Genomic DNA, 18,160 nt, shown 5'->3' with positions numbered 1-18,160 from the left:
CGCGGGGCCCACGGGGGGCGCAAAAATTGGCTTCACCCTTAAGAGTGATGGGTACTTGCGCCCGGCCCGTTCGGGGGGCAGTGTCACGCGCGCGGGGAACACGGACGCCCGCACCGGGGACGGCCTAACCGTGCCGTTCCTAACCGTGCCCTCCCGAACCGGGGACGCCCGAACCGAGGACGCCCGATGACGGCGCGGGAACTGCAGGGGCTCGCCGCGATCGTCACCGGCGGCGCCACCGGGATCGGGCTCGCCACGGCGGAGACGCTGTCAGCGCGCGGCGCACGCGTCGCCGTACTGGACCACGCCCCCGGCCGCGCACCGGGGCACCTGCACGCGCTCGCCGCCGACCTGGCCGACGACGCGTCCGTGCGGTGGGCGGTCGACCGGGCCGTGGAGGACCTGGGCGGCCTGGACATCCTGGTCAACAACACGGGGACCGGCGCCGTCGGCACCGTGGAGGAGAACCCGGACGCCGAGTGGCGCCGGGTGCTGGAGCTCAACCTCCTCGGCGTGGTCCGGGCGAGCCGGGCCGCACTGCCGCACCTGCGCCGCTCCTCCTACGCGTCGATCGTCAACATCTCCTCGGTCACCGCCACCGCCGGTCTCCCCCGCCAGGCGCTGTACGCGGCCAGCGAAGGCGCCGTACTCGCCCTCACCCTGGCGATGGCCGCCGACCACCTGCCCGAGGGCGTCCGGGTCAACTGCGTCACCCCCGGCACCGTCGACACGCCCTGGGTGGAACGGCTGATCGCGACCGCCCCCGACCCGGCGGCCGAGCGGGCCGCGCTCCAGGCCCGCCAGCCCAGCGGGCGCCTGGTCACCGTCCAGCAGGTCGCCGACGCCGTCGCCTACCTGGCCGGGCCCTCCGCCGCCGCCGTCACCGGCACCGCGCTCCCCGTGGACGGCGGCCTGCACGCGCTGCGGCCCGCGCCCACGCGCCCACCCCCGGAACCCCTGGCCTGAGGCGAACCGCTGGCCCGAGCCCCCCGGGCCCCGGCCGGCCACGCCGCCCCGCGGCCGCTCCGGCGCGGGCGCCCCCGCCGACGCGACGTCCTAGCATGGGAGACACGTATCCGCGGACAGGGGACACCCCGCATGGTCACGCCGGAGGGAAGCGCGGCGGCGCCGGCGAAGGCGCCGTTCGACCTGGCCTACGCCGCGTCGGCGCTGATCGACGGCGCGGGGACGATCGTCGGCTGGACGGCCGCCGCGGAACACCTGCTGGGCTACTCGGCCGCGGAGGCGCTGCACACGTCCGCGACGCTCCTGCTGGCCGCGCCCGAGCAGGCGTCCAAGGCCACCGAGATGGCCGCGCAGTGGCGCGACCAGGACATCTGGGGCGGTCTGGTGGCCGCCCGGCACCGCGACGGGCGGCGGATCGAGGTGGGCCTGCGGGTGTCCGCCCTGATGGCGCCCGACGGGCAGCAACGCTGGCTGGTGTCCGCGATCGACCTCGCCAGGACCCCGTCCTGGGCGGTGAGCAGCGCCATCCTGGAGGGCTTCCTCACCCGGTCCCCGATCGGCATGGCCGTGCTCAGCCCCGACCTGCGGTACGTGTGGCTCAACGACACCCTGGAACACTTCGGCGGCGTGCCGCGCGACCGCCGCATCGGGATGCACCTGGCCGACGCCCTGCCCGGGATGGACACCGGGGCGCTGGAGGCCGTCATGCGCGAGGTGCTGCTGACCGGTGAGCCGGCGATCGACCACGAGTTCCAGGGCTGGACGCTCGCCTCCCCCTACCGCGAGCGCTCCTTCTCCATCTCCTTCTACCGCATGGACGACGCCGAGGGCCGGCCGATGGGCGTCTGCTACATGGCGATGGACGTCACCGACCGGTGGCACGCCCGGGCCAGGCTCGCGCTGCTCAACGAGGCCGGGGCGTGCATCGGCAGCACCCTGGACGTCACCCGCACCGCCCAGGAGCTGGCCGACGTGTCGGTCCCGCGGCTCGCCGACTTCGTCACCGTCGACCTGCTGGAACCGGTGCTGCGCGGCGGCGAACCGCCCTCCGGCGGCGGACTGGGCAGGGTGCCGCTGTGCCGGGCCGCGATGCGCTCGGTGCACCCGGGCACCCCGGAGTCGGTCGTCGCGCCCGGCGAGCGGATCAACGCCGGCGAGACCTCGCCGCACGTGCGCTGCATGACCTCCGGCCGCTCCGAGGTGGAGGGCGACATCGCCGTCGACCGGGCGTCGTGGCTCACCGACGACCCGGCACGGGCGGCCAAGATCCGCGAGTTCGGGATGCGGTCGGTGATGTGGGTGCCGCTGCGGGCCCGCGGCACCGTCCTCGGCGTGGTGACCTTCGTCCGGCACCGCCGGCCCAACCCGTTCGAGCCCGACGACCTGCTGCTCGCCGAGGAACTCGTGGCCCGCGCCGCGGTGTGCGTGGACAACGCCCGGCGCTGGACCCGCGAGCACGAGGCGGCCCTCACCCTGCAGCGCAGCCTGCTGCCGCAGACGCTGGCCGGCGGCGCGGCGCTGGAGGTCGCCTTCCGCTACCTGCCCACCGACATCCAGGACGGCGTGGGCGGCGACTGGTTCGACGTCATCCCGCTGTCCGGGGCGCGGGTCGCGCTGGTGGTCGGGGACGTCGTCGGGCACGGGCTGACCGCGGCGGCGACGATGGGGCGGCTGCGCACCGCCGTCCACACCCTCGCCGACATGGACCTGCCGCCCGACGAGCTGCTGGCGCACCTGGACGACCTCGTCATGCGGCTCAGCGAGGAGGAGAGCGCCGACGGGTCCATGGCCGCCACCCTCACCGGCGCCACCTGCCTCTACGCGATCTACGACCCGGTGACCCGGCGGCTGACGATGGCCCGCGCCGGGCATCCGCCGCCGGCCGTCGTCGACCCCGGCGGCCGCGTCACCTTCGCCGAGCTGCCCGCGGGACCGCCGCTCGGCCTGGGCGCCATGCCCTTCGAGGCCGCCGCGCTCGAACTGGCCGAGGGCAGCGTCGTCGCCCTCTACACCGACGGCCTGATAGAGACCTTCGGCGAGGACGTGGACGCCGGCCTCGCCCGGCTCGCGCGCGCCCTGGCCCATCCGGAGCTGCCGCTGCAGGACCTGTGCTCGGCCGTGCTGGAGCACCTGCCGCCCGGTCCGCCCGCCGACGACGTGGCGCTGCTCGTCGCCCGTACGCACGCGCTCACCCCGGACCGCTACGTCGCCTGGGACCTGCCGGCGGACCCGGCGGTCGTCGGCGAGGCCCGGGCGCTGGCCGGGCGCCGGCTGGCCGAGTGGGGCCTCGACGAGCTGCGGACGACCACCGAGCTCGTCGTCAGCGAACTCGTCACCAACGCCATCCGGCACGCCTCGGGACCGATCCGGCTGCGGCTGATCCGGCAGTCGGTGCTCATCTGCGAGGTGTACGACGCCGGCAACACCGTGCCCCGGCTGCGGCACGCCAGGACCACCGACGAGGGCGGCCGCGGGCTCTTCCTCGTCGCCCAGCTCACCCGCCGGTGGGGCACCCGCTACACCGCGGACGGCAAGCTGATCTGGGCCGAGCAGGAGATCCCGGACGCCGCCGCGGGGTGATCCCGGCCTCCCCGCGGGGTGATCGCCCGGCCCGGGGGCCCGCGGTCAGTCCTGCGGCGCCGCGAGGTCCATGAAGACGACCTCCCACAGGTGCCCGTCCGGGTCCTGGAAGCTGCGGCCGTACATCGGACCCTGCTCCATGGTCTCGTTCGAGGGCGACCCTCCCGTGGCCAGGGCCGTGTCCACCAGCTCGTCCACACGTCCCCTCGACTCGACGCCCAGGCAGACGATGGCCTCCGTGGTCTTCGTGGCGTCGGCGACCTCCTTCCCGGTGAACCGCCGGAAGAAGGGCTCGACGAGCAGCATCGCGAAGATGCCCTCGCCGATCACCACGCACGCGGCGTTGTCGTCGCTGAACGCGGGGTCGAAGGAGAAGCCGAGGCCGCCGAAGAACGCCCTTGACCTGGGCAGGTCCCGCACGGGGAGGTTCACGAAGATCTGGGTCGGCATGGTCGCCTCGTTCCGTTCCGGGCCCACTGTCAGTGGGCTGTGCTGAAGTAGACCGGTGGGCGCTCCGGAACTCATCGGAAGGCGGAGGAGAACCATGGCCGATCTCGCTGCACCCCCGGACGTGGCGCAGGAGTTGGAGCAGTACCGCGCGGAGCTGACCGGTTACTGCTACCGGATGCTGGGCTCGGCCTTCGAGGCGGAGGACGCCGTCCAGGACACGATGGTGCGGGCCTGGCGCGCGTACGACCGCTTCGAGGGGCGCTCCAGCCTCCGCTCCTGGCTGTACCGCATCGCCACCAACGCCTGCCTGGACATCCTGGGCGGCACCGGGCGCCGCGCCCGCCCGATGGACCTGTCCTCGGCCGGCTCCGCCGACGGCCCGCTGCCCGGCACCCTGCCGGAGACGACCTGGGTCTCCCCCGCCCCCGACGGCCGCGTGCTGCCCTCGACGGGCGACCCGGCCGACCTCGCCGACCAGCGCGAGAGCGTCCGCCTGGCGTTCGTCGCCGCGCTGCAGCACCTCGCGCCGCGCCAGCGGGCCGTGCTCATCCTGCGGGAGGTGCTCGCCTGGAAGGCCGCCGAGGTCGCCGAACTGCTCGACACGACCGTCGCCTCGGTCAACAGCGCCCTGCAGCGGGCCCGCGCCACCCTCGCCACCGCCGCCCCCGCCATGACGGACCCGGCCCGGCCGCTCGACGAGGAGCAGCGGGCCCTGCTCGGCCGCTACGTCGCGGCCTTCGAGTCCTACGACCTCGACGCCCTCACCTCGCTGCTCCACGAGGACGCCACGCTGTCCATGCCGCCCTTCGGCCTGTGGCTGCGCGGTCCCGCGGACATCAGGGCCTGGATGCTCGGGATCGGCGCGGGCTGCCGCGGTTCACGACTGGTCCCCGTCACGGCCAACGGCACCCCGGGTTTCGGGCAGTACCGGCCCGCCCCCGACGGGGGTCACGAACCGTGGGCGCTCCAGGTCATCGAGATATCAGACGGCCGCATCACCGGGCTCAACTCCTTCCTGGACACCGAACGGCTCTTCCCGCTGTTCGGTCTCCCCGCACGGCTCGAACCCGAGGCCCGCTGACCCGTCCAGCCCGGTGAGCGCCAGCAGTTCCCGCAGCGCGCCCCCGGCGCCCCGCAGCCGGATCCGGCCGCCGTGGCGCCGGGCGGTGAGCTGCAGCCGGGCGAGGGCGTCGAGGAGCACGGCGTCGGGTGCGCCGTCGAGCCCGCCGACGTCGCACAGCACCGTGCCGCCGCCCCGCTCCGCCAGCAGGAGCCGCAGCCGCTCCAGCAGCGGCGGGATCCCGGCGCGGTCGAGCCTGCCGGTCAGGACGAGCACGACGGGCCCACCGCCCGGTCGGGACGCGGGCGGGGGCGGCGCGGGCCGGGCCATGGGCGACCTCCTGGGACGGGTTCCGGGCGTGGGCCTACGGTTCCCCGTACGCCCCCGTACATCCCTAGGACCGGCGGCGCGGCCATAATCCATCGGAGCCCGCGTCACCGTCCGAGCAGCGCCGTGATCTCCCGGGCGTCCCAGGCCCCGTCCGCGCACTCCGCGAGGTAGGCGGCGATGCCGGGCAGGTCCCAGGCGCCCGTCTCGGCCAGGCCCTCGACGATGTGCCGCAGGTAGTTCCCGGACGGCCTGACGTGCTCGGCCCCGGCGGAGCCCCAGGGCGCGGTGAAGGTGAGCACCGGGTGCCCGTCGACGTCCCCGGGGTACAGCAGCGTCTCGTACCGTCCGTCGCCCAGCCGGGCCCTGCCGTGCCGCAGCACCTCGCCGAGGTCGAGGTCGGCACCCGGCGAGCGGTACATCTCCTGGGCCGCGATGTCCGAGAACTGGCCGACCGTCAGCAGATGGGCCCGGGCGCGCACCTCGCCGGACGGCACGTCGCCGTCGTAGAAGGCCCGCCCGCCCGACCAGACCGGCGACCGCGTCGCGAAGTACATCCGCCCCGGCAGTTCCAGCGGCACCGACCGCAACGGCGGCCGCGCGTCCCGGCAGCCCGGGTACTCCCGGCCGCCCCCGGGCGGCACCCCGCCGGCCAGGTAGCTGTTGAGGCGCACCAGGTGGGTGTTGGAGCCGTACGCCGCGTACCAGACGAATCCGGGCGGCCGGTCCCGCCGGCCCGTACCCCGGGGCCCCACGCTCTGCGGTGTGGTCACCGCTCCATGATGCGGCCGCCGCGGGGTCAGGCGGCCGGCACCGTGCCGCGGATCTGCCGCAGGAAGGCGGCGTTGTCCGGGGTCGCCCGCAGCCGCTCCAGCAGCGTCTCGAAGCTCCCCGCGCCGCGCAGGGCCCGGCGCAGCCCGCGGGCGGCGGTCAGCTCGGCGGGGCTGAGCAGCAGTTCCTCGCGCCGGGTCCCCGAGGGGGCCACGTCCACGGCCGGGAACACCCGGCGGTCGGCGAGCCCGCGGTCCAGGCGCAGTTCCATGTTGCCGGTGCTCTTCAGCTCCTCGAAGAAGTAGTCGTCCGCCCGCGACCCGGTGTCGACCAGCGCGGTGGCCAGGATGGTCAGGGAACCGCCCTCCTCCGCGAGCCGCGCCGAACCGAACAGCCGCTTCGGGCCGAGCAGCGCCGCCGCGTCCACACCGCCGGACAGCGTCCGGCCGCCCGAGGACGCCGCGTTGTTGTGCGCCCGGCACAGCCGCGTGAGGGAGTCCAGCAGCACGACCACGTCCCGGCCCGTCTCCACGAGCCGCTTGGCCCGCTCGACGGCCAGTTCGGCCACGGCGATGTGCTCCTTGGGGGTCCGGTCGAAGGTCGAGGCGACGACCTCGCCGCGCACCGACCGCCGCATGTCGGTGACCTCCTCGGGCCGTTCGTCCAGGAGCACCACCATCAGATGGCACTCGGGGTGGTTGTCCGCGACGGCGTCCGCCAGCCGGCGCAGCAGCATGGTCTTCCCGGCCTTCGGCGGCGCCACGATCAGCCCGCGCTGGCCCTTGCCGACGGGGGCCAGCAGGTCGACGACCCGGGTCGCCAGGCCGCCCCTCGGGCACTCCAGGCGCAGCCGCTCGGACGGGTGCAGCGGGATCAGGTCCGCGAAGTGCCGCCGTGCGCGGGCCTGTTCGGCGGGACGCCCGCCGATCTGTTCGGCCCGCACGAGGGCACCCGAACGGCCGGGCGTGGCCACGCCTTCGACGGCGTCGCCCTTGCGCAGCCCGTGCCGCCGGATCACCTCCGGCGGCACCGTGACGTCCCGCGGCCCCGGCGCGTAACCGGCGGTCCGCAGGGAGCCGCGGCCGCCCTCGATGTCGAGGACACCGGCGACGGGGACGAGTCGTTCTCGGGTGGGGGTGGGGGCGGGGGTGGTGAGGGTTGTGGACATACGGGGTCCTCGGAGGAAGGGCGCGCACGGCGGCGGAACGGCCGGCCGGCGAAACGCGCGGCAGAAGAGGCTCGAGCCTCGGGGGAGTTCGCGGGCGCGGGGCGCGGGCGAACGGGAACATCGACCGCAGCGAGCTGCGGGAGCGGACCGTTGAGCGGTCGCGCGGAAGCACCGGCGCCAAACGGGGCGCACAGTCGTGCCCTTGCAATGTAACACCCGGGCCCGCCTTTGTGCCGCCGGGTTGTCGCGTGCGGCGCCACGGTGGTTGCGGTTGGGGGTTCGCCCACCCGCCCTCCCTCCCCCAGCCTTCGGCCGGGGGGACCCCCATCCAGCTCGGTTGGTGCGGGCCTGCGCACTGTGACTGGGTGAGCCGGGGGCGGGGCCTCCGGGGTGGGCATTCTGTACCGCATATTTATGTGCACGGGCACCTGCGCTTGGTCACCCGGGATGCCGCACATCAAATACACGTCAGCGTCCAGAACGCCCACCCTCCCCCAGCCTTCGGCCGGGGGTGCCCCCAACTCCCCCACCCCCTCCGTATCCGTGGCGACCAACGGCCGGTGGGAGGTCAGAAGGCACTCCGTGGGCACCGCACCTGTCCGACGCACCCCCAACGAGACACCCTGCGCCCGCACAAGGGGAAGGGGACATGACGGGGTGCTCCCCCTGGCCGAAAGCAGGAGAAGACGGGCGGCGGACCCGGTGCCGAACGATGCGGGCCTGAACCACGGGGCCGCGGGGTCAGCGAGCGACTCGGGGCAACCCCGGGCTGCCCTCATACCCCTACCGGCCGTTGTGTGCCCACACCCGCCGAGGGGGTACGGCGGGGTGCTCCCCCTGGCCGAAGGCTGGGACGGACGGGCGGCGGACCCAGTGGCGAACGATGCGGGCTGGAACCGCGGGGCCGTGGAGGCAGAGAGCGGCTCGGGGCAACCGCGGGCTACCTCCATGCCCCCACCGGCCGTCATGCGCCCGCGCAAAGAGACTGGGGCGTGGCGGGGTCCTCCTGGCCGAAGGCTGGAACGGACGGGCGGCGGACCCGGTGCCGAATGATGCGGGGCTGGAACCGTGGGGCCGTGGGGGTCAGAGGGCGGTTCCGGGTACCCCTGCACGCCTATCTGACCCCCCCGCCGGCCGTTGTGCGCGCATACGACGGGAGGGGGTGTGGCGGGGTGCTCCCCCCGGCCGAAGGCTGGGGGAGACGAGCGGTTAAGTGCGGTGCCCAAGGATGTAGACGTAAACCGCGAGCGTTCTGGGGGTCCCCCCGGCCGAAGGTTGGGGGAGTGCGCCGGCGCGGCCCCGACCCCAACACAACGTGCGAGACCCGCACCGACCGTGCCGGATGGGGGTCCCCCCGGCCGAAGGCTGGGGGAGGGAGGGAGGGCGAACAGCCCGCCGCAGGCGCAAACAACCCGCACGCAACAACCGGGCGGCGCGGCGCAGCCGGAGGCGTTAGCGGGACGGCGCCGCGTAACTCGCCCCCCGCAAACTCGCGACGACCGCATCCACCGCGCCCTTCGTCGGACGGCTGAAGCACGCCCTGACCATGAGCCCGACGGAGGACGTGGCGTCCGGGTCCTCCCCCCACGCCGTCAGCTCGTTCCGCCCGCCGAGCGCCCGGCACCCCCCGCTCGCCTCCGTCAGCCCCTTCACCACGAACCGCCCCGGCCCGAACTTGCTGCTCGCGGGCGCCTCCATCTGCCGGAAAGCGATCAGCACCCCACCCTCGGCGACCGCGTCCACAGGCGGGCAGGCCGAGTACGCGACCATCTCCGACTTGGTGCACCCATCCCGCTCCCGCAGCGGCTGCGCGCCGACGAAGCCGACCACCAGACCGTCCGGGGCAGCGGTCACGAGCGACCTCCAGCCCGTGCCGGGCAGCTTGAGCCCCAGCCCGGACAGTGCGTCCAGGGTGACGTACGCGTACACCGAGTCCGTACCCCCCGCCGCCGCACCCCCCGCCGCACCCGCGTCAAGCGCCGGCGTCGGCGTCGGCGCCGACGTCGGGCCCGGGCCGGCCGAACGGGTGGGCGACGCGGCGGGGAGGATGCGCTGCCCCCGGGGCGCCACCGGATCCGCGGGCCCCAGCAGCGCGGCGGCCACCACCGCCGCCGCGGTGGCACCCCCGAGCACGGCGACCGCCCCCGCGGCGACCCGGCGCCTCCTGCGCCGCCGCACGCGCCGCCTGATCTGCGTCATCCGGTCCTGGGGCGCGGGTGTCCGCGGCACGACGCGCTCCAGCAGCACGCTGAGCTCCCACTCCTCCTCCGACTCGGCCTCACGCACAAACTCGGGCTCGCGCTCACGCCCCCGCGCCCGCCCGCCCCCGGGCTCACGCTCCGCGTTCACACCGCTCACCGCTCACCGCCCCTCGCCAGGCTCGGCACGGCCGCGAGCTGCCCCCGCAGCATGGTCAGCGCCTTGGCCGCCTGGCTCTTCACCGTGCCGGGCCGGCAGCCGAGCACCTCGGCGGTCTCGTCGACGCTCAGGTCCTCGAAGTAGCGCAGCACGACCACCGCCCGCTGCCGCGCCGGCAGCCGGCGTATCAGTACCGCGAGCGACTGCTCCAGGTCGACCGAGGCGAAGGGGTCCTCCGCCGCCGTCGCCACCGTGTCCGGCACCTCGCCGTGCGGCAGCTCGCCGCGCCAGCGGCGCTGCCACCAGGAGGAGGCCGTGTTCACCAGGGCCCTGCGCACGTACGCCTCCGGGTTCTCCCCGGATATGTTCCGCCACTTCGGCCAGACCTTGGCCAGGACGGTCTGCAGCAGGTCCTCCGCCAGGTGCGTGTCGCCGGTCAGCAGCCAGGCGACCCGCAGCAACCGCGGCCCGCGCGCGGCGACGAACTCCTCGAAGTCCGTCTCCGCATCCCTCACCGTGGTGTCCTTGCCATCGCGTCCCTGTCCGTGCTCCGAGCAGCCTCACATCCGCTCGAACCGGGTGGGACACCGGTTCGGTTGCCAGGAATCCGGGATCGCCCTCGTTCGTTGCCGCCTCGGACGGACGCGCGGCGCGCGGTCGTCCCCCAACTGACCGCAGACGAAAGGGCGTTCTCCGTGACAGCCGCACCCGACCAGCCGGAAGCAAGGGGAGCCAGCCTGTGAGCAGCGTCACCAAGGGCATCGCCAAGGTCGAGGTCCGGCTCAAATGGGACCCCAGTCCCGCCGGCGCGCCCGCCAGCGACCTGGACATAGTCGCGGCGACCTACAGCGCCGCCGACCCGCAGGGCGCCCCGGTGTACCTCGTCCACTTCGACAGCCGCTCCCCGGACGGCACCATCACGCTCAACCGCGACAGCAAGACCGGCAAGGGGCTGGGCTTCGACGAGGTCATGACCCTGGAGCTGGACCGCCTCGGCGCCGCCTACCAGCGGGTCGTCGTCGGCGTGGTGGTGCAGCAGCGCGACGGCCGGATGACCTTCGGCGACGTCGCGGGGACGGGCGTGCGCGTGGTCGAGGGCCACACCGACCTCGCCGCCTCCGACCTCGGCGAGGTGGCCGCCGCGACGGCGGCCACCGTCGGGGAGTTCCGCCGCGGTGACACCGGCGAGTGGCGCTTCAGGCCCGGCGTCCACGGCTACGACACCGACCCGGCGGCCTTCCCCCGTGTGATGGGCGGCGGCACCTCCTGATCACCGCCCCCGGGCACGCCGGTGCCCTCCCGCGTGCCGCGCGGGAGGGCACCGGCGCGTGGAGGGCGCGGCCTGGGGCAAGCCCTAGACGACGCCCTGCGCCGTCATCGCCTCGGCCACGCTCAGGAAGCCGGTGACGTTGGCGCCGAGGACGTAGTCCTCCGGCGTGCCGCCGTACGCCGCGGCGGTGGCCCGGCAGTGGGTGTGGACGTCGCGCATGACCTGCGCGAGGCGGGCCTCGGTCTCCTCGAAGGTCCACCGCTCACGGGACGCGTTCTGCTGCATCTCCAGCGCCGACGTCGCCACGCCGCCCGCGTTGGCGGCCTTGCCCGGGCCGAAGAGGACGCCCGCCTCCCGGAACACCTCGATCGCCTCCGGGGTGCACGGCATGTTCGCGCCCTCGGCGACGGCCAGCACGCCGTTCTTCACCAGCGTCCCGGCGTCCTGCCCGTCCAGCTCGTTCTGCGTGGCGCAGGGCAGCGCGACGTCGCAGGGCACGTCGAAGACCGAGCCGCGCTCGGAGTACCGCGCCGAGGGCTTGGCCTCCGCGTACGCCGACAGCCGCGCCCGGCGCACCTCCTTGATCTCCTTGAGCAGTTCCAGGTCGATGCCGTCCTCGTCGACGACGTAGCCGCCGGAGTCCGAGCAGGCCACCACCGAGCCGCCCAGCGCGTGCACCTTCTCGATCGCGTAGACGGCGACGTTGCCCGAGCCGGAGACCACCGCCCGGCGCCCTTCGAAGTCCTGCCCGCGGGTGGCCAGCATCTCGGCGGCGAAGTACACCGTCCCGTAGCCCGTCGCCTCGGTACGGGCGTGGGAGCCGCCCCAGGCGACGCCCTTGCCGGTCAGGACCCCCGCCTCGAAGCGGTTGGTGATCCGCTTGTACTGGCCGAAGAGGTAGCCGATCTCCCGGCCGCCCACGCCGATGTCCCCGGCCGGCACGTCGGTGTGCTCGCCGACGTGCCGGTGCAGCTCGGTCATGAACGACTGGCAGAAGCGCATGACCTCGCCGTCGGAGCGGCCCTTGGGGTCGAAGTCGGAGCCGCCCTTGCCGCCGCCGATGGCGAGGCCGGTCAGCGCGTTCTTGAAGATCTGCTCGAAGCCGAGGAACTTCACGATGCCGAGGTCGACGCTCGGGTGGAAGCGCAGACCCCCCTTGTACGGGCCGAGCGCGCTGCTGAACTCCACCCGGAAGCCCCGGTTGACCCGCACGCGGCCCTGGTCGTCCACCCACGGCACCCGGAAGATCACCTGCCGTTCCGGCTCGCACATCCGCTCCGCGATCCGGGTGTCCAGGTACTCCGGGTGCCGCTCCAGCGCCGGCGCCAGTGAGCGCAGCACCTCCCCCACCGCCTGGTGGAACTCCGTCTCACCGGCGTCGCGCCGGCAGACGTCCGCGTAGACGGCCTCGATGTGAGCACTGACGTTCATGCGCGCCTTCCCTCGTTTCCTGAGTCCCGGACGCGGCGCCGTGGCGCCGCGTCCGGCCGTTGCCGTGTCAACGAGTACGGAGGGGAAGAGGCCATGTGTCAGGAGAGGGACGAATGTCCGCGACATCCGGAAAAACGTCCGGAGCGACTCCCGGAGAGTCCACCCGGCGACTCACCGTCGTCGCGTTCCCGGCTCCCGGGCCACGGGGTGCGAGGGGGCTCCGCGTCGGTCGCCGCGGAGCCCCCTCGGGCGTCGCGGGCCCCAGGCCCGCCGCGGGCTATCCCGCGGGGATGGGCCGGGCCCCGATGCGGGCGCAGGCCTGGTCCTGGCCGAGGCCGTCGGCGGGCCAGACGACCTTGCCGGCGCCGCCGGGGTAGTAGCAGGCGGCGAAGGACGTGGGGACGGGCTCGGACGGCCCCCACATCTCCTTCCAGCGCCCGGCGCACACCGCGCCCGGGTCCTTCGGATCGAACTCCTTGACCGCGTCCGACGGCAGACCGGAGAGGTCGGCGCCACGCGCCAGTGTCCGGGCGCACATCATCTTCCCGCCGGCGTCCTCACCCCACGGCATCCCCCCGGCGACAGCCACGACACCGCCCCCGGCCAGCGCGACCACGGCCGCACCGCCGGCCACGGCGACCCGCAGCGACCGCCGTCCGGTGGCCCGCGGCGTCGCGGCCTGGTCCAGCACGGAGCGCAGCGTCTGCCGTCCGGCGTCCGACCTCGTCCAGCCCTCGGCCCCCTGCGGACGCAACTCCCGGACGGCGTCCAGGACAGGGTCGTTCGTCATGCGTGTACCTCCGAATCGAGCGGGGTGAAGGGTGCGGGACGACGCTCCAGGGCCGCGCGGAACCTCTTGCGGGCCCGGTGGAGCCGCAGCGTGTACGCCGCCCTGGTGCAGCCCAGGGCCTTGGCCGCCTGCTGCGCGCTCAGGTCGTACCAGCCGGTGAGCAGCAGCACTTCGCGATCGCCCTCGGACAGCGCCATCAGCACCCGGAACACGTGCTCGCGGTCGCCTATGCGGTCCTCGAAGACCTCCTGCGGAGCACGGTCCATCACCGCGGACATCCGCTCCGCGAGCGCCTGCCGCCGTACGTCCGACCGCACCCGGTTGGCGAGCAGCCGGCGTGCCGCCGCCAGCAGCCAGGGCAACGCGTCGTCCGGTACGGACCGCTGCTTGCGCCAGGCCAGCAGGAAGGTCTCGGAGAGCACGTCCTGCGCGGTCTCGCGATCCGTGCGGTGCATCAGGTAGCCCATCACCCGGTCGGCGTGGGCCTCGTACCACTCTTCCACCATCTCGTGCCCTCGCGGACCCTCACGTGCCGTCATGCGCACCCTTCCCTCCCTGAACAGGCTTTCACTGGGGAATGTCCGGCCGGGCGCGGACGATTACAGGCCCGGGCCGGGGATGGGTGCGACGAGGCGGAGGTCACACCGCCAGGGGGCCGGCGGCGGCTCAGGGGCGCTCCGCGGTCACGAGCCAGAGGCGGGCGGTCAGCACGACCTCGCCGTCCGCGGTCGTGAAGTCGCGGAAGGCGTCCAGGGCGGCGTCCCGGGCACGGGAGCGGGCCGCCTCGTCGGCCCCGCCCTCGCGGAGCCAGTACTGCACGGGCCCCCAGCCCATGAGGAAGTCGGCCGCGTCCTCGGCGTCCCTCCCCCAGACCTGCGGGACGTCCACCGCCGTCGAGGTCACCCCGGCGAAGCCCGCACCGGTCAGGACCTTCTCTGTGTGCCGGGGGTCGGCGAAGGAGGCCGGCCCGGTGTCACCGGCGAAGTCGGGCACGGGCACCACGGTCCCGATCGCCCGGTAGATCTTCGTCTGGTCCATGGCCTGGTGGCCGCGCGAGGCCACGAAGGCCAGCCGCCCGCCGGGACGCAGCGCACGCCGGAGGTTGGCGAACGCGGCGACGGGGTCGGCGAAGAACATCACCCCGAAGCGGCTCACGACCGCGTCGAAGCCCTCCGGGGGGAACCGGTGCACCTGTGCGTCGCCCCGGACGAAGGCGACGCCGGCGAGGCCCTCCCGCTCCGCGGCGGCGACCGCCTCGCGCAGCATCGGCTCCGACAGGTCCACGCCGAGCGCCGTGGCGCCGCGACGGCCGGCGAGGCGCGCCACGCGCCCGGTCCCGCAGCCCACGTCCAGCACCCGGCTGCCCGCCACGACCGGGAGGTCGTCGAGCAGGTGGTCGTTCACCGCGTCGTTGAGCGCGTCGTACCGCTCGGGGTACGTCGCCCAGTGGCGGCCCTCGTACCCGTTCCACGCGTCGGACTGGTCCAGGTTCACGATCGGGTTGCCCATGGGACGAACGTACTGCGCGCGACGGCCGTCCGGGCGGGTCGTCCCTGACCAGGGGCGGGGCCCTACCAGGGGGCGGGGCCGTCCTCGCTGAAGTAGCCGCCGCTGGGTCCGTCGTCGGGGAGCGTGGCCAGCTCCACGATGATCACGGCCCCCTGCTCGACCGTCCGGGAGCCGGCGTTGTGCGTGAGGTCGGTGGCGGTGAGCCCGGGCGAGGCCGAGTTGATCTTCACGTGCGCGTACGCCGGCTCCCGCCGGAACGCCTGGGCGTACTGGACGGTGAGCATGTTCAGCGCGGCCTTCGAGGACGCGTAGGGCAGGATGTGGTCGGCGTCGGCGTAGAGGGTGCCCGGCTCACTGGTCACCGTCAGCGACGCGGTGGTGCTGGATACGTTGACGACGCGCGCGGCGGCCGAGGCGGCCAGCAGCGGCAGCATCGCGTGCGTGACCGTGACCACGCCGAAGACATTGGTCTCGTAAGTGGCCCGCAGGTCCGCCGCCGTGGTGCTCAGCGCGGGGGACTCGACGATCCCGCCGGCGTTGTTCACCAGGATGTCGAGCCGCCCGAACTCCTCACGTATGCGTGCGGCGACCCGCTCGACGCCGTCCACGTCGGTGACGTCCAGCTGGACGGGGAGGACCCGCAGGCCCCCGGCGGCCAGTTCGGCGGCGGCGGCCTCGCCCCGCCGCAGGTCGCGACTGCCCAGCAGGACGGTCGCCCCCCGGGCGGCGAGCCGGCGGGCGGTCTCCCGGCCCAGCCCCTTGTTGGCACCGGTGACCAGGGCCGTCGGATTGTCGATCATCGCGCTCCTCCTACGTACGAGACTAAACGGACCCATGGGTCCGATTACCTTTCACCGTAACCGGACCCGTGGGTCCGGTCAAAGCGCGGACGGAGTCACCAGGGCGCCCGCGGGGCAGGATGGGCGCCATGGTGGAGATCGGCTTCCTGACCGCGTCGGACCGCACCCGCTGGGAGGCACTGGCCCGCGGCAAGGACACGTACTTCGGGGTCGAAAGGGACGACGACAGCTACGCACGCACCTGGCGGCGCCTGATCGACGACGAGCGGATACGCGGGATCGCGGCCCGGCTGGACGGCGAGATGGTCGGCATCGCGCACTACCTGTTCCACGCCAGCGTCTGGTACGCCGGGAAGTGCTACCTGGCGGACCTGTTCGTGGACCCGGACGTCCGACGGCGCGGTGTCGCCACGGCGCTGATCGAGTGGGTCGCACGGGACGCCGAGCAGCACGACTCACCCGGCCTCTACTGGAACACCCTTGAGGACGCCCCGGCCCGCGCGCTGTACGACAAACTCGGCCGGTTCCACCAGGGCTTCATCCTCTACACCTACCGCCGCGACGCGAACCGGACCCCTCACCAGGCCCGCGACACGTGAACGACCGCGCCGACCGGACGCCCGGCAACGCCGCGCGGACAACGGGCCGGGGGCGTGGGGGCTTTGGCAGCCCTTCCCTCCAAGGTGCCGCTCGGCCTCGTCGCCCTTGCCCCGAGCCGTCGCAGTACGCGAAAAGCCGAAGGGAATCGAACCTTTGACCTACGCATTGTGAGGGCCCATAAGATCATCCCCGGTGGCACCGCACCGTTTGAATCTCGTTTTCCCTGATCAGAGGCGTCCGACCGTGATCACCACGACGCCAGATCAACCTCAGCACTACCCAGTTCTGCTCACGCCAGCACTCACTCAACGGCGGCCGCTCCTCGGCCTCTCGCAGCACACCGCTCAGCCAATTCCGGCTGTGCGTGCGAAGACAATTCAAAAAGAGCCTCTCCGGGACGCGATTGGGGCTTGCGGGCTCCTCCACACTTGGTACTTGATATGAGAGAGCGAGCGAGAAGCTCGCCACATGTCAATGTCGGATTAGATTCAAATTGTCCGAAAGAGGCAGAATGCGCGAGCTCTATGCGTGTCAGCTCCTACTGACCGGCCATGAAGAGTCCTCAGGGGACACTCTCCACCGAGCCGAGAGGCTGATCCGCGAATGGGTCAGCCGACCGACCCACCTCACCCCCGAGCTCCTCAGCGCGGGGCAGCACGAGGCTAGCGGCGGACACACAGTGGCCGTTAGTCGCTACGACCCCGCCGAGGGGGGCTCGTCCGGCTGGAGCTGCTTGTGGCACTTTCCCGGCACAGACGACCCTTCAGTGCGATGGACCTTGAGCCTGGCTCTCGCATCGCAAGACGAGGGCGCCTGCGCGACGATACGGATCGGTCTCCAACAGCGGAGCCATAGCTTCCAGCTCAGAAGGCCCAACTATCAATTCTCCGCGCCGGCAATCGTTCGTACTCTATTGCGAGAATTCGAGGTATCCGATTCGGGTCGACCCACAAAGCCGACGCACGCAACTCTTCGCACGGGCGACATTCCCGAGTTCGTCGAATGGCTGACAGACGATCGACGTGCACTTCCAGTTGTCGTTGCCACAAATTATCCTTCGACCGGACAGCCGCTCGTCGACTTGAGGAAGTTGGCTCGGGAACTATCTGGGCTCGCCCATGTTGTACACCTCTCAACTCATCTTGCTGCACGCGCATTGACCGACAGAGTAGGGGCAGAGCGCTCCGCATGGCAGGGGGCAGTTCGCCTCTATTGGCCAAAATTTAAGGCCGACGCAAACCCATACGAACACAAGTATTGGACACCCAACCGCCTACTAGAGGACGATGAGGCGCTAATCGATGAACTGAGGCGATGGCTGGGCTCGGTGAGCGCCGCGTCGGTTCCCGAGAATCCTGCTCTTGGCTGGATGCGAGCGGCACGCCGGAAAACCCTTTCCGAGAGCGGCGAGATCCCAGATTGGGTTCACGAATACATCGAAACCACCGATGCCGAGTTGCGCGGGCTGCGGGAGGAACGAGACGATCTCAAGGAAGATCTTGCCGCCGCAATGACAGATGTGGCTGCAATGCGCGAGCAATACGCACTGATAAGTCAGTACTCAACTAAACCTGCCACAGAAAATGCGCAATCAGCCGCGCCAATTTATACAGATGTATCGGCCCTTTCGGTGGCCGAGGCTTATCAACGCGCAAAGTCAGAAATCGGCGACGATCTCGTCTTTCTTCCTAGCGCCGATGCCAGCATTAAGAAGTTCTCCGAATACAAGGATCCGGAGAAGCTGCGCAGGGCCCTCCTGGACGTTGCCGAAGCCGGTCGCAGGTGGGGCGACGGAACTCTCGGGAAGCCCTTCGGAGAGTTCTTCACAGATCTCGGCTACGGATATTCCGCAAAGAATCCCGCAGTACGCGATCGCCGACACAAGCGCCATTATGAAGTGAAATATAAGGACAATTTGGTTGCCATGGAACCACACCTCAAAGTCGACGAGTCTACTGGCCCTGATCAATGCCTTCGCATCTATTGGTACCTTGACGAGAGCGACAAGGTGATCGTCGTTGGGCACGTTGGACGCCATCTACCAGACTGACGCTCTTGGCCCACGGCTCACTGAACTGGG

Annotated in this window: 17 protein-coding genes; 6 read left to right on the top strand and 11 right to left on the bottom strand. The window is 72.5% G+C overall.

The window, feature by feature from the left end; translation table 11 throughout:
• The first annotated feature begins 186 nt into the window (after positions 1–186).
• Both ACFZAU_RS11715 and ACFZAU_RS11710 read left to right on the top strand, forming a co-directional pair.
• Positions 187–966 carry an SDR family NAD(P)-dependent oxidoreductase gene (locus tag ACFZAU_RS11715; RefSeq protein ID WP_500551993.1) on the top strand — a complete coding sequence of 260 codons (780 nt, stop codon included), beginning with the start codon at positions 187–189 and terminating at the stop codon, positions 964–966.
• A 132-nt stretch (positions 967–1,098) separates the two neighbouring features.
• Complete coding sequence (locus ACFZAU_RS11710) at positions 1,099–3,546, top strand: SpoIIE family protein phosphatase (RefSeq protein WP_500551992.1); 2,448 nt, start codon at positions 1,099–1,101, stop codon at positions 3,544–3,546.
• A 45-nt stretch (positions 3,547–3,591) separates the two neighbouring features.
• Here ACFZAU_RS11710 and ACFZAU_RS11705 read toward each other — a convergent pair whose 3' ends face one another.
• Entirely contained in the window at positions 3,592–3,996 is a 405-nt protein-coding gene (locus ACFZAU_RS11705) for a VOC family protein (RefSeq protein WP_500461212.1), read from the bottom strand.
• Positions 3,997–4,090: 94 nt separating this feature from the next.
• On the opposite strand from ACFZAU_RS11705, the gene ACFZAU_RS11700 reads away from it, so the two are divergent.
• Positions 4,091–5,077 (top strand): sigma-70 family RNA polymerase sigma factor, encoded by a 987-nt coding sequence (locus ACFZAU_RS11700; RefSeq protein WP_500551991.1) that lies wholly within the window; start codon positions 4,091–4,093, stop codon positions 5,075–5,077.
• Here ACFZAU_RS11700 and ACFZAU_RS11695 read toward each other — a convergent pair.
• The 5 genes from ACFZAU_RS11695 to ACFZAU_RS11675 all read right to left on the bottom strand — a co-directional run bounded on the left by ACFZAU_RS11695 (position 4,979) and on the right by ACFZAU_RS11675 (position 10,195).
• Positions 4,979–5,386, bottom strand: a complete 408-nt coding sequence (locus ACFZAU_RS11695) for an STAS domain-containing protein (RefSeq protein ID WP_500551990.1) — start codon at positions 5,384–5,386, stop codon at positions 4,979–4,981. The genes ACFZAU_RS11700 and ACFZAU_RS11695 overlap by 99 nt on opposite strands.
• 104 nt (positions 5,387–5,490) lie before the next feature.
• The gene (locus ACFZAU_RS11690) at positions 5,491–6,156 is read right to left on the bottom strand and encodes a histone deacetylase (protein ID WP_500551989.1); all 666 of its coding nucleotides are present in this window, start codon (positions 6,154–6,156) and stop codon (positions 5,491–5,493) included.
• Between the two features lie 26 nt (positions 6,157–6,182).
• Positions 6,183–7,322 (bottom strand): transcription termination factor Rho, encoded by a 1,140-nt coding sequence (rho, locus tag ACFZAU_RS11685; RefSeq protein WP_500551988.1) that lies wholly within the window; start codon positions 7,320–7,322, stop codon positions 6,183–6,185.
• Positions 7,323–8,774: 1,452 nt separating this feature from the next.
• Positions 8,775–9,608 (bottom strand): hypothetical protein, encoded by an 834-nt coding sequence (locus tag ACFZAU_RS11680; RefSeq protein WP_500551987.1) that lies wholly within the window; start codon positions 9,606–9,608, stop codon positions 8,775–8,777.
• Between the two features lie 68 nt (positions 9,609–9,676).
• Entirely contained in the window at positions 9,677–10,195 is a 519-nt protein-coding gene (locus ACFZAU_RS11675) for a SigE family RNA polymerase sigma factor (RefSeq protein ID WP_500551986.1), read from the bottom strand.
• Between the two features lie 224 nt (positions 10,196–10,419).
• On the opposite strand from ACFZAU_RS11675, the gene ACFZAU_RS11670 reads away from it, so the two are divergent.
• Positions 10,420–10,950, top strand: coding sequence for a TerD family protein (locus tag ACFZAU_RS11670; RefSeq protein WP_500551985.1), 531 nt, complete (start codon positions 10,420–10,422; stop codon positions 10,948–10,950).
• A gap of 84 nt (positions 10,951–11,034) precedes the next feature.
• Here ACFZAU_RS11670 and gdhA read toward each other — a convergent pair whose 3' ends face one another.
• The 5 genes from gdhA to ACFZAU_RS11645 form a co-directional block, all read right to left on the bottom strand.
• Positions 11,035–12,381, bottom strand: a complete 1,347-nt coding sequence (gene gdhA, locus ACFZAU_RS11665) for an NADP-specific glutamate dehydrogenase (protein WP_500551984.1) — start codon at positions 12,379–12,381, stop codon at positions 11,035–11,037.
• 277 nt (positions 12,382–12,658) lie between these two features.
• Positions 12,659–13,171 carry a hypothetical protein gene (locus ACFZAU_RS11660; protein ID WP_500551983.1) on the bottom strand — a complete coding sequence of 171 codons (513 nt, stop codon included), beginning with the start codon at positions 13,169–13,171 and terminating at the stop codon, positions 12,659–12,661.
• A complete protein-coding gene (locus ACFZAU_RS11655; protein ID WP_500551982.1) occupies positions 13,168–13,710 on the bottom strand; it encodes an RNA polymerase sigma factor in 543 nt (180 codons plus the stop codon). Before ACFZAU_RS11655 ends, ACFZAU_RS11660 begins: the two co-directional genes overlap by 4 nt.
• 127 nt (positions 13,711–13,837) lie before the next feature.
• Positions 13,838–14,680 carry a class I SAM-dependent methyltransferase gene (locus ACFZAU_RS11650; RefSeq protein ID WP_500551981.1) on the bottom strand — a complete coding sequence of 281 codons (843 nt, stop codon included), beginning with the start codon at positions 14,678–14,680 and terminating at the stop codon, positions 13,838–13,840.
• A 62-nt stretch (positions 14,681–14,742) separates the two neighbouring features.
• Positions 14,743–15,480, bottom strand: a complete 738-nt coding sequence (locus ACFZAU_RS11645; RefSeq protein WP_500551980.1) for an SDR family NAD(P)-dependent oxidoreductase — start codon at positions 15,478–15,480, stop codon at positions 14,743–14,745.
• Between the two features lie 128 nt (positions 15,481–15,608).
• On the opposite strand from ACFZAU_RS11645, the gene ACFZAU_RS11640 reads away from it, so the two are divergent.
• Both ACFZAU_RS11640 and ACFZAU_RS11635 read left to right on the top strand, forming a co-directional pair.
• Positions 15,609–16,079 carry a GNAT family N-acetyltransferase gene (locus ACFZAU_RS11640; protein ID WP_500551979.1) on the top strand — a complete coding sequence of 157 codons (471 nt, stop codon included), beginning with the start codon at positions 15,609–15,611 and terminating at the stop codon, positions 16,077–16,079.
• A gap of 1,328 nt (positions 16,080–17,407) precedes the next feature.
• Entirely contained in the window at positions 17,408–18,130 is a 723-nt protein-coding gene (locus ACFZAU_RS11635) for a hypothetical protein (RefSeq protein ID WP_500551978.1), read from the top strand.
• Positions 18,131–18,160 lie beyond the last annotated feature (30 nt).

Origin of the sequence: Streptomyces sp. NPDC008238 (assembly GCF_042956445.1) — a bacterium.
Taxonomy (GTDB): Bacteria; Actinomycetota; Actinomycetes; order Streptomycetales; family Streptomycetaceae; genus Actinacidiphila.
This window is presented reverse-complemented; position numbering and strand designations above follow the sequence as displayed.